At 69.5% G+C, this 11,196-nt stretch carries 12 protein-coding genes; all 12 read right to left on the reverse strand.

The features are described 5' to 3' along the window. Positions 1–45: 45 nt before the first annotated feature. Positions 46–1,371: an NADH-quinone oxidoreductase subunit D gene (locus tag AB0M35_RS05930; RefSeq protein WP_363742079.1), complete on the reverse strand. Its 1,326-nt coding sequence runs from the start codon at positions 1,369–1,371 to the stop codon at positions 46–48. Between the two features lie 55 nt (positions 1,372–1,426). After that, positions 1,427–2,158 carry an NADH-quinone oxidoreductase subunit C gene (locus tag AB0M35_RS05935; protein WP_363742081.1) on the reverse strand — a complete coding sequence of 244 codons (732 nt, stop codon included), beginning with the start codon at positions 2,156–2,158 and terminating at the stop codon, positions 1,427–1,429. Continuing rightward, entirely contained in the window at positions 2,155–2,832 is a 678-nt protein-coding gene (locus AB0M35_RS05940; protein ID WP_013731019.1) for an NADH-quinone oxidoreductase subunit B, read from the reverse strand. Before AB0M35_RS05940 ends, AB0M35_RS05935 begins: the two co-directional genes overlap by 4 nt. Before the next feature lie 13 nt (positions 2,833–2,845). Beyond that, entirely contained in the window at positions 2,846–3,211 is a 366-nt protein-coding gene (locus AB0M35_RS05945) for an NADH-quinone oxidoreductase subunit A (RefSeq protein WP_363742085.1), read from the reverse strand. A gap of 97 nt (positions 3,212–3,308) precedes the next feature. Then, positions 3,309–4,583: a geranylgeranyl reductase family protein gene (locus AB0M35_RS05950; RefSeq protein ID WP_363742088.1), complete on the reverse strand. Its 1,275-nt coding sequence runs from the start codon at positions 4,581–4,583 to the stop codon at positions 3,309–3,311. 210 nt (positions 4,584–4,793) lie between these two features. Further along, on the reverse strand, positions 4,794–5,003 hold the full coding sequence (locus AB0M35_RS05955) for a hypothetical protein (protein WP_363742090.1): 210 nt from the start codon (positions 5,001–5,003) through the stop codon (positions 4,794–4,796). 59 nt (positions 5,004–5,062) lie between these two features. Further along, positions 5,063–5,770 carry a demethylmenaquinone methyltransferase gene (locus AB0M35_RS05960; RefSeq protein ID WP_363742092.1) on the reverse strand — a complete coding sequence of 236 codons (708 nt, stop codon included), beginning with the start codon at positions 5,768–5,770 and terminating at the stop codon, positions 5,063–5,065. A gap of 175 nt (positions 5,771–5,945) precedes the next feature. After that, entirely contained in the window at positions 5,946–7,106 is a 1,161-nt protein-coding gene (locus AB0M35_RS05965; RefSeq protein WP_363742095.1) for a hypothetical protein, read from the reverse strand. Positions 7,107–7,422: 316 nt separating this feature from the next. Then, complete coding sequence (mqnC, locus tag AB0M35_RS05970; RefSeq protein ID WP_363742098.1) at positions 7,423–8,613, reverse strand: cyclic dehypoxanthinyl futalosine synthase; 1,191 nt, start codon at positions 8,611–8,613, stop codon at positions 7,423–7,425. 201 nt (positions 8,614–8,814) lie between these two features. Beyond that, the gene (gene paaE, locus AB0M35_RS05975) at positions 8,815–9,939 is read right to left on the reverse strand and encodes a 1,2-phenylacetyl-CoA epoxidase subunit PaaE (RefSeq protein ID WP_363742100.1); all 1,125 of its coding nucleotides are present in this window, start codon (positions 9,937–9,939) and stop codon (positions 8,815–8,817) included. After that, a complete protein-coding gene (paaD, locus tag AB0M35_RS05980) occupies positions 9,936–10,412 on the reverse strand; it encodes a 1,2-phenylacetyl-CoA epoxidase subunit PaaD (protein WP_363742995.1) in 477 nt (158 codons plus the stop codon). Before paaD ends, paaE begins: the two co-directional genes overlap by 4 nt. A gap of 31 nt (positions 10,413–10,443) precedes the next feature. Continuing rightward, on the reverse strand, positions 10,444–11,169 hold the full coding sequence (gene paaC / locus AB0M35_RS05985) for a 1,2-phenylacetyl-CoA epoxidase subunit PaaC (RefSeq protein WP_363742101.1): 726 nt from the start codon (positions 11,167–11,169) through the stop codon (positions 10,444–10,446). Positions 11,170–11,196 lie beyond the last annotated feature (27 nt).

The raw sequence follows: 11,196 nt of genomic DNA on the forward strand, positions 1-11,196 counted from the left end.
TCTCCTCGCACGGGCGACTGGGGCTCGCAAGCTCACTCCTCGCGCTCACCGGTCACAACCTCCCATGACGGGGTCCAGCGAAGCGCCGCCGGCGATCACATCGGCGATCAGGCCGCCCTCGGCCATCGCCGGCAGGGCCTGGAGGTTGACGAAGCTCGGCTCCCGGTAGTGCACCCGGTACGGCCGCGTGCCACCGTCGGAGACCGCGTGCACGCCCAACTCGCCACGGGGCGACTCGACGGCCACGTAGACCTGGCCCGGCGGCACCCGGAAGCCCTCCGTCACCAGCTTGAAGTGGTGGATCAGGGACTCCATCGACTGCCCCATGATCTTGGCGACGTGCTCCAGCGAGTTACCCATGCCGTCGACGCCGATTGCCAGCTGCGCCGGCCAGGCGATCTTCTTGTCGGCCACCATCACCGGGCCGGGCTTGAGCCGGTCGAGCGTCTGCTCGATGATCTTGAGCGACTCCCGCATCTCGGCCATCCGGACCAGGTAGCGGCCCCAGACGTCGCCGTCAGCGTGGGTCGGCACGTCGAACTCGTACGTCTCGTAACCGCAGTACGGCATCGTCTTGCGCAGGTCCCAGGCCAGACCCGCCGAGCGCAGCACCGGACCGGTGACACCGAGCGCCACACAACCGGTCACGTCGAGCACCGCGACGTTACGCGTCCGCTCCAACCAGATCGGCTGGCCGGAGAGCAGGTCCTCGTACTCCTTGAGCCGCTTCGGCAGGAGCTTCAGGAAGTCGCGGATCTTGACGATCGCCTCGTCCGGCACGTCCTGGGCGACACCGCCCGGCCGGACGTACGCGTGGTTCATCCGCAGGCCGGTGATCAGCTCGAAGATCTCCAGGATGTACTCGCGGTCCCGGAAGCCGTAGAGCATCATGTTGATCGCGCCCAGCTCCATCGCCGTGGTGGCCACCCAGACCAGGTGCGAGGAGATCCGGTTCAGCTCCATCATGAGCACCCGGATGGTGTTGGCCCGCTCGGTCACGTCGTCGGTGATGCCGAGCAGCTTCTCCACCGCGAGGGAGTACGCCGTCTCGTTGAAGATCGGCGAGAGGTAGTCCATCCGGGTCACGAAGGTCGAACCCTGGACCCAGTTGCGGTACTCCAGGTTCTTCTCGATACCGGTGTGCAGGTAGCCGACGACCGAGCGGGCCTCCCGGACCGTCTCGCCCTCCAACTCCAGGACCAGCCGGAGCACGCCGTGCGTGGACGGGTGCTGCGGGCCCATGTTGACGACGATCCGACCCTCGTTGATCGGGTCGACCCCCGACACCACGTCGTCCCAGTCCCCGCCGGTGACGTTGAAGACGCGACCCTCGGTGGTCTCGCGCTCGGTGGCGTAGTTGGACGCACTCACAGTGCCAGCCTTTCGTTCACGACTGCGGGGCTCCGCTTCGCTGCACTCCTCGCGCTCACTGGTAAGACCTCCGCTTGTCGGGCGGCGGGATCTCGGCGCCCTTGTACTCCACGGGCACACCGCCGAGGGGGTAGTCCTTACGCTGCGGGTGGCCCTCCCAGTCGTCCGGCATGAGGATGCGGGTCAGCGCCGGGTGGCCGTCGAAGATGACGCCGAACATGTCGTACGTCTCCCGCTCCTGCCAGTCGGCCGTCGGGTAGACGGCGGTGACGCTCGGCAGGTGCGGCTGCTCGGCGGAGACGGCGGCCTCCAGCCGGACCCGCCGCCGGTAGGTCATCGAGGTCAACTGGTAGACCACGTGCAGTCGACGGGCGTCGGCGCCCAGGTAGTCCACGCCGGAGACCGAGGAGCAGAGCTCGAAGCGCAGCGCCGGGTCGTCCCGCATCACCTGGCAGACCTCGGCGATCCGCTCCGGCCGGATGTGCAGGGTCAGCTCGTCGCGGTCGACCACCACGTGCTCGATCGCCTCGCCGAAGGCCGGGTACGCCTCCTCCAGCGCGTCGCGCACCTCGTCGAAGTAGCCACCGTACGGCCGGGGCGAGTCCTCGATGGTGTGCTGCTGCCGGACCAGACCACCGAAACCGGAGACGTCACCGGTGCCCTGGTTGCCAAACATGCCCCGGCCGGCCGGGGAGGCCGGCGGGAACTCGGCGGGTGCGCCGCTGGTCGCTCCGGCCGGCGTCACCGGAACCGGTACGCCGCCGGTGCTCGGCTTGGAGTCAGTCACTTGATCCCCCGGTACGGCTGGAGGTGGTTCTGGGCCTTCATCCAGTTCTCGATCCGCAGCTGCTCCTCGCGGCCCTCGCGGACGGCCTTCGTCCACTCGGCCCGCCGGGCCTTGTCGCTGCGGTACGACGACGGCATCGAGCCGTACGGCACCACCGGCACGTCACCGCGTGCCTCGCGGGCCGCCAGCATCTTGCGACCGTTCGCCCCGAGCGGCTCGTGGCCAATCTTCTCGCGCAGCTTGAGGATCGCGTCGATGAGCATCTCCGGCCGGGGCGGGCAGCCGGGAAGATACATGTCGACCGGTACGACGTGGTCGACGCCCTGCACGATGGCGTAGTTGTTGAACATGCCGCCGCTGCTGGCGCAGACGCCCATGGAGAGCACCCAGCGGGGCTCGGCCATCTGGTCGTAGATCTGGCGCAGCACCGGGGCCATCTTCTGGCTGACCCGGCCCGCGACGATCATCAGGTCGGCCTGCCGGGGCGAGGCCCGGAAGACCTCCATGCCCCAGCGGCCCATGTCGTAGTGCGGCCCACCGGCGGCCATCATCTCGATCGCGCAGCAGGCCAGGCCGAACGTGGCGCCCCAGACCGAGGACTTGCGCGACCAGTTGACCAGCTTCTCCACCGAGGTGAGCAGGACACCGGCGGGAAGTTTTTCCTCGATACCCATCTGGGTTCCTCCCTCAGTCCCAGTCCAGGCCGCCGCGCCGCCACTCGTAGGCGTACGCGACGAAGACCGCACCGATGAACACGAACATGGCCACGAGCCCGAACACCGGTAGGGCGTCGAACGAGACGGCCCACGGGTAAAGGAAGATCATTTCCACGTCGAAGACGATGAACAGCATCGCCGTCAAATAGAACTTGACCGGGAACCGGCTTCCACCGATCGGCTGAGGGCTAGGCTCAATCCCACACTCGTAGGCTTCGAGCTTGGCCTTGTTGTAGCGGCGGGGACCGGTAAACCGGGTGGCGGCTATCGAGAACAGCGCGAAGGCCGCGGCAAGGGCGAACAGCCCGATGATGGGTACGTAAGGCGAGAGCGACATATTCTTCTCCTGCTCGTCCTTCCCTGCCCTCGTTCGTTGGCGAAATTCACACTATTCACATCCCACCCGACGACCTTCGGCGGGGTGGCCTTGCGTCCTAGACCGCTGGCGCGGCCCGGGTCATCGCATTGATCACCCGGTCCATCGCGTCACCGCCACGGGGGTCGGTGAGGTTGGCCAACAGCTTGAGCACGAAGCGCATCAGCGTCGGGTGCGGCATGCCGTGCTTCGTCGCAACGCGCATGATCTCGGGCCGACCGATCAGCTTCACGAAGATCCCGCCCAGCCGGTAGTAGCCGCCGAACCGCGTCCTGAGCTCCTGCGGGTAGGCCATCAGCGCCCGCTCCCGCTCGATGCCGGCCGGCCGGGCCAACGCCTGCGCCGCGACCTCGGCGGCCAGTTCGCCGGACTCCATCGCGTAGGCGATGCCCTCGCCGTTGAACGGGTTGACCATGCCGCCGGAGTCGCCGACCAGCATGACCCCACGGGTGTAGTGCGGCACCCGGTTGAAGCCCATCGGCAGCGCCGCGCCGAGGGTCGGCCCTTCGGCGTTCGCCTCGTCGGTCATCCCCCACTCCGGCGGGGTGTTGGCCAACCAGTCGGTGAGCAGCCGCCGGTAGTTGGTCTTACCGAAAGCCGACGAGGAGTTCAGGATGCCGAGCCCGACGTTGACCCGACCGTCACCCAGGCCGAAGATCCAGCCGTACCCGGGCAGCAGCGCGCCGGTGCCCTTGGCCCGCAGCTCCAGCCACGACTCCAGGTAGTCGTCGTCGTGCCGGACCTCGGAGCGGTAGTAGCGGCGCACCGCCACACCGATCGGACGGTCCTCGCGCTTGGCCAGTCCCAGCGCGAGGGGGAACCGACCCGAGACGCCGTCGGCGGCGACCACCAGCGGCGCGTGGAAGGTGGCGGGGGCCTTGTCCGGGCCGGTCTCGGCCTCGACGCCGATCACCCGGCCGTTGCCGTCGAGCACCGGACCGATGACGTTGACGCTGGTGCGCAGGTCGGCGCCGGCGGACACCGCCCGCTGGGCGAGCAGGTCGTCGAAGTCGAGGCGGGTCCGCACCAGGCCGTAGTTCGGGAAGCTGGCCAGATCCGGCCAGTCCAGCTCCAGCCGGACGCCACCACCGATCACCCGCAGACCCCGGTTGTGCAACCAGCCGGCCTCGGTCGAGGTGTCCACGCCCATTCGGATCAGCTGGCGTACCGCGCGCGGGGTCAGCCCGTCACCGCACACCTTCTCCCGAGGAAACTCGGTCTTCTCCAGCAGCAGCACGCGTACGCCGTGCCGAGCCAGGTGGTACGCGGTCGCCGAACCACCGGGACCGGCGCCCACGACGATCACGTCGGCGTCGTTCTCCACCGCGGTCATTAGCGCCTCCTCCCCGCGTGCTCGTGAAATGCTTCACAAGCCAGCCGGGACGAGTCTATGACTGTGGCCGTACGCTCGGTTTGTTAGGGCTACCTAACCTGCTGGAAACAGGTGCGGGTAGGGAATGCCACGGGTCTGGTGGGCGAATTGATCGCATCCGCGAGGCGGGCAACCGGTCGTCGGAGCCCAATCGCCGCCGAGCGACGGCACTCAGAGTCGGGCTGGATCGGCGCCGTCCAGGCCGGCGCGGATCGCCTCGGGCAGGTGCTCGCGCAGCGCACCGCCGGCGGCCCGGTCGAGGGCCGCGAGCACTTCGGACACCACCTGGCGCACGTCGGCGGGATCCGCGCCGGCCAGCTCCCTGAGCTGGTCGACCAGCTCGGCGGCATCACCGATGGCGGCATCGTTCGGATCCGTCATGCCGGTCAGCATACGGCGCAAAGCGGACTAAGACGCCGCATTCACCTAAATCGTGTAACTCACTGTCGCACCGCCCGGTGCAGGGCCACCACCCCGCCGGTCAGGTTGCGCCACGCCACCCGACCCCAGCCGGCCGCGCCCACCCGCGCCGCCAGGGCCGGCTGGTCCGGCCACGCCCGGATCGACTCGGCGAGGTAGACGTACGCGTCGGGGTTGCTGGAGACCGTGCGCGCCACCGCCGGCAGCGAACGCATCAGGTACGACAGGTAGACGGTGCGGAAGGCGGGGTTCACCGGAGTGCTGAACTCGCACACCACCAGCCGGCCGCCCGGCCGGGTCACCCGGGCCAGCTCGCGCAGCGCGGCGTCGGTGTCGTTGACGTTGCGCAACGCGAAGGAGATCGTCACCGCGTCGAAGCTGGCGTCGGCGAAGGGCAGCCGCAGGGCGTCCCCGGCCAGCAACGGCACCTGCGGACGCGTGCGCTTGCCCGCGTACAGCATGCCGAGGGACAGGTCGGCGCCGACCGCGTACGCCCCGGAGTGGGAAAGCTCCTCGGTGGAGACCCCGGTGCCCGCGCCCACGTCGAGCACCCGCTCCCCTGGGCGCAGGTCGAGCGCGGCGCGGGTGGCCCGCCGCCAGAACCGGTCCTGGCCGAAGGAGAGGACGGTGTTGGTCAGGTCGTAGCGGGCCGCGACCCCGTCGAACATCGCGGCGACCTCGTGCGGCTGCTTGTCCAGGCTGGCGCGCCGGCCCTGCGGGATGCTCACCCCTCCACTCTGCCAGCCCGACCCGTACCGGATCGCGGGCAGGGTCGCCTGCCGTCGGCGATCTTCGCCACCCGGCGACACGCTCCGCACACAGTTGGGGCGAGATGGTCGCCCATCTCGCCCCAACTGCCTTGCGTTATGTGAACGGCCCCTGCGGGCCGATAGAGGACGAACCTCAGGCGTTGGCCTTCTCGTCACCCGGGGTCACCAGGACCACCCGGCGACGGCGGGCCAGCAGGAACAGCACGGCACCGGCGACCACCACGGCCGCACCCACGCCACCGATCAGACCGGCCTGCACACCGGTGACCGGCAGGCCGCCGCCACCGCCGCCACCGGCCGGGGCGGGAAGAATCACCGCGAAGTCGTCGGTGTTGTCGGACGGGTCGAGGTCGGCGAAGTCCGACTCCTCGACCTTACGCACCTGGGCCTTCGCGAAGGCCGGCTTGGCCGCACCCTTGTGGATGGCCGGCGCGTCGACCGGCAGGGCACCGAACGCGGTGGCCTCCAGCGAGCCGCCCTTCAGGGTGATCGGTGCCTCAAGGTCCTCGTCCACAGTGATCGGCAGCGCGAGCCACAGGATCGTGTCGGGCTCGAGCAGGAAGTCCTTGTCCTCACAGGTCGCGGTGCGTCCGTCGGAGTCGACCTCGCAGCCGTCGATCCGCCCGAACGTCACGCCCTCGGGCAACTTGTAGGTCAGCTTGAGGCCCTTGGCGACCTGGTCGCCCTGGTTGATGACCTCGCTGTAGACCCCGGTGCTGTCGCCCGGGCGCAGCGGACCCTTCTCCTCGCCGGTGTCGAGGTCGAGACGGGTCTTCACGTCCGGCACGATCACACCGAGGTCGACGCCGCTCTCCGGGGTCAGCTCGACATCGACCTCGATGCTGTTGTTGCTGTCGTCGGTGTCGTCGGTGGACTCGATGCTGATCGTCACCGGCGCGGTGAGCGGCCCGGCGACCTCCGGCTCCATCTTGAACAGGACGATCGGCACCTCGGTGGTCTCACCCGGTCCGGGAATCTCGTCCTTGTCCAGATCACAGGTGAACAGTTCGAGCTTCAACTCGCCGCTGGCTTCGCACCCACCAAAGGTGAGCGGCACCAACAGCATCTTTTCGTCGTCCATCTTGGAGACGTCGACCTTGACGAGCACCTTACGCGGGGTGCCCTCGCCCTGGTTCGCAATCTTGACCCAGGCGACCTTGCCTTCGACGCCGTCGGTCATCCGGGTGCCGGCAGCGGTGATCGCCAGATCAGTCTCGGTGCCGGCGGCGTGGGCCGGCGCGCCGAGGGCGGTGACACCGGCCGAGGCGAGCAGCGCGGCAGCGACAAGGCTCACGGCGCGGCGGGTACGGAAGATCATTAACTGGTCTCCCCCGTGGGGTGTGAGAAATGTACGGGCGGGGACGTTATCGGTCATCGATCAACCGCGCCACCCCGCAACACCACCACCGAGGAACTGGTCAGCTAATCTTTATTTAAGGATCGGCCGAATCGATGACCGCCGCCGTCCGGCCGTCTCAGCAGCCGATCCATTACGGCCTCGCACACCCAGCCGGACAGCTGATCCCGGTGGCCCATTCGGCCGATGAGGCAGGCCGCACACCACACGACTCACCGCCACGACACCATCACCAGCCGTCAATTGCGAAGGGTCAGTTCGCCTCGACCAAGGGCAGCGAACGACCGGCTCCACCACCTGGCAACGCGATCGAGGAGAAGTGGGACACCACCCGCTCGTCGGTCGGATCCTCGGCGGGCGTACGGTGCACGGCCAGCCGGTTGTAGAGGGTGTCCCGCTGGGCCGGAATCCGGTCGGCGGAACGGATCATGCCGATCAGCTCATGCAGGTTCGACCGGTGCCGCGCGCCGGCCGAGGAGATGACGTTCTCCTCCAGCATGATCGAGCCGAGGTCGTCGACCCCCATGTGCAGTGCGAGCTGGCCGACGTCCTTGCCGGTGGTCAGCCAGGACGCCTGCAGGTGCGGGACGGTCTCAAAGAACAGCCGGGCCACCGCCACCAGGCGCAGGTACTCCAGGGTCGTCGCCTGGGTGCGGCCCTTGAGGTGGTTGTTCTCCGGCTGGTACGTCCACGGGATGAAGGCCCGGAAGCCCTGGGTACGGTCCTGCACGTCGCGGATCATCCGCAGGTGCTCGATCCGCTCGGCGGCGGTCTCACCGGTGCCCATCATCATCGTCGCGGTCGACTCGACCCCCTGGCGATGGGCCAGCTCCATGACCTCCAGCCAGCGCTCGCCCGACTCCTTCAGCGGCGCGATGGCCTTGCGGGGTCGCGCGGGCAGCATCTCGGCGCCGGCCCCGGCGATCGAGTCCAGCCCGGCGGCCTTGATCCGGGCGATGGCCTCGTCCAGGCTCACCCCGGACACCTTGGCCATGTGCAGGATCTCGCTCGGACCGATCGAGTGGATGGCGAGCTGCGGATACGCCTTCTTGACCGAGGAGAACAGCTCCTCGTAGTACTCCACGCCGTAGTCCGGGTGATGACCGCCCTGAAGCATGACCTGCGTGGCGCCCAGCTCGACCGCCTCACCGCAGCGCCGCAGGATCTCCTCGGTCGGGTGGGTCCACCCTTCCTTGTGCTTCGGCGCCCGGTAGAAGGCGCAGAACTTGCACGCCGTCACGCAGACATTGGTGTAGTTGATGTTGCGGTCGATCAGGTACGTCACGACGTTGTCCGGGTAGCGCCGCCGACGCACCGCGTCCGCCGCCTCGCCGAGGGCGTGGAAGGGCGCATCGGTGTAGAGCAGCAGGGCCTCTTCGGGCGTGATCCGCCCGCCGTCCGCGCCACGCTGCAGGATGTCGTCGATCTCCCGGCTCTCCGTCACGCTCCCGAGCCTACGCCGAGCAGCCCGGCACGGCCGGAGGGCGCTCCCCACCTGTGACGCACTCCCCTCGTCGATCCTGCGCGCCATATCGCCGGAACGGCGGGTGCGCCACGGTGGGCAACCGCCGTTCCGGCGAAACAGAGTTGATCACCGCGCTGGTCGGCGCGCGGTCCTGCCCGGCTGGTCCGGGCGGCTCGTGGTCTAGGCGTCGTAGTCGATGGTGAGGGTGTCGGTGCGCGGGCTGGACTGGCAGGTCAACACGTAACCGGCGGCCACCTCGTCGGGCTCCAGCGCGTAGTTGCGGGCCATCTCCACCTCTCCGGAGACCACCTTCGCCCGACAGGTCGAGCAGACCCCGCCCTTGCAGGCGTACGGCAGCTCGCCGCGGACCTTCAGCGCGGCGTCCAGCACCCGCTCGTCCCGGCGCATGGTGAAACTCGACGAGCGGCCGTCGAGCATGATCGTCACGTCCGTGCCGCCGGAGGACTCGTCGGGCCGGCGGACCGGCTCGGGAGCAGCGTCGACGTGGAACAGTTCGGTGTGCACCGCCGACTCCGGCACACCCCGCGCGGCCAGCACCTCCTTGGCGTCCATCACCAGACCGTACGGGCCGCAGAGGAACCACTCCTCGATCACGTCACCGGGGACGATGGTGTCCAGCAGGCGACCCAGCCGATCGGCGTCGATGCGTCCGGACAGCAGCGGCGACTCGCCCTGCTCGCGGGAGAGCACGTGCACCAGGTGCAGCCGCGTCGGGTAGCGATCCTTCAGGTCGGCCAACTCCTCGGCGAACATCACGCTGTTCGCCGTACGGTTGCCGTACACCAGGGTGAAGGTGCTGGCCGGCTCGACGGCGAGCGCCGTGGCGATCAGCGACAGCACCGGGGTGATGCCGGAGCCGGCGACCACCGCGCCGTAGCGACGCACCCGGTCCGGCGCGAACGCCGTGGTGAAGTGCCCCAGCGGGGGCAGCACCTCGATCGTGTCGCCTCGCCGCAGAGCCCCGCAGGCATACGACGAGAAGGCCCCGCCGGGAATCTCCCGCACACCGATGCGCAGCCGCCCGTGCCGGGCCAACTCCTCCGGCGTGGAGCAGATGGAGTACGAGCGGCGCACGTCCTCGCCGTCCGGCACCGCAGCGGCATCGGCGGGCGGTCGGCGTACCGTCAGATGCTGGCCGGCGCGGAACGCGAAGGTCGCGCGCAGCTCCTCGGGCACCGCGAAGGTGACCGCGACGGCGTCGGCGGTGAGCCGGTCCACGGCGACGACGGGCAGCGGATGGAACACCGGCCGGCGGCGGACCGGGCGCGTGATGGTGACAGTCACAGTGCCTTCACATGGTCGAACGGTTCGGAGCAGGCGCGGCAGCGCCAGAGTGCCTTGCAGGCGGTGGAGCCGAATTGGCTGAGCTGCTCGGTCTCCGGCGACCCGCAACGCGGGCAGCGGACGGCCAGGGTCAACGGGACGACCCCGTCGCGTCGGGCCGGGACCGGTGGGGCGATGCCGGCGGCGGCCAGCTTGGCCCGGCCGGCGTCGGTGATCCAGTCGGTGCTCCAGGCGGGACTGTGCACCGTGCGTACCTCGGCATCGGGGTGACCGGCCACGGCCAGCGCCCGGCGGATGTCGGCGCGGATGACGTCCATCGCCGGGCAACCGGTGTACGTGGGGGTGATGGTCACCACCACCCGGCCGGTCTCCGGATCCACCTCGACCGCACGCAGGATGCCGAGGTCGGCGATGGTGATCACCCGGATCTCCGGGTCCACCACCGCCGCCACGGCCTCGTGGGCGGAGTTCACCGCTGCCACCGGCACGTCGTGTCCCGACCACTCACCAGCGGGCACCCGGGTGGGCGCGATGCAGCACCTGCATCTCGGCGAGCAGGTACGACAGGTGCTCGGTGTGCAGGCCGTCGCGTCCCCCGGCCGGCGCCCAACCGGGCTGCGGCACGGTGAGCGTCGCCTCGGCGAGCACCGTCGAGACCGTGGCGTCGAAGTCGGCCCGCAAGGTGGCCGGGTCGACCGGTGCCTGCGGCTGCCCGGCGAACAACTCCGGAACGTACGGCCAGATCTGGTCGAGACCGGCCTGCATCCGCCGGTGCGACTCCTCGGTGCCGTCGCCCACCCGCCGCACCCAGAGCGCGGCGTGGTCCAGGTGGTACGCGGACTCCTTGCGCGCCTTGCCCCCGATCGCGGCCAGCCGCTCGTCGGCACAGCCGGCCAGCGCGGTGTAGAGCGGAAGCTGGTAGGCCGCCAGCACGAGCAACTTCGCCATGGTCACCGCGAAGTCGCCGTTGGGCAGCTCGACCAGCAGGCAGTTGCGGAACTCCCGGTCGTCGCGCAGGTACGCCAACGCGTCCTCGTCCCGGCCCGCGCCCTCCAGCTCGCCCGCGTACGACAGCAGCAGCCGGGCCGCACCGAGCTGGTCCAGGGCGATGTTGGCCAGCGCGATGTCCTCCTCCATCTCCGGCGCCCGGGTGGTCCACTCGGCGAGCCGCTGCGCCGCGATCAGCGCGTCGTCGCCGAGGGCGAGGGCGAAGTCGAACGGACCGTTCACAGGGTCTTCTCCGTTCGCGACTGCGGG

The organism is Micromonospora sp. NPDC051196 (assembly GCF_040682415.1).
Taxonomy (GTDB): Bacteria; Actinomycetota; Actinomycetes; order Mycobacteriales; family Micromonosporaceae; genus Micromonospora.

Excerpts from the sequence above, each read along its gene's own strand:
- AB0M35_RS05940 (WP_013731019.1), bottom strand. The coding sequence starts at position 2,832 with ATGGGTATCGAGGAAAAACTTCCCGCCGGTGTCCTGCTCACCTCGGTG.
- AB0M35_RS05945 (WP_363742085.1), bottom strand. The coding sequence starts at position 3,211 with ATGTCGCTCTCGCCTTACGTACCCATCATCGGGCTGTTCGCCCTTGCC.
- AB0M35_RS05950 (WP_363742088.1), bottom strand. The coding sequence starts at position 4,583 with ATGACCGCGGTGGAGAACGACGCCGACGTGATCGTCGTGGGCGCCGGT.
- AB0M35_RS05955 (WP_363742090.1), bottom strand. The coding sequence starts at position 5,003 with ATGACGGATCCGAACGATGCCGCCATCGGTGATGCCGCCGAGCTGGTC.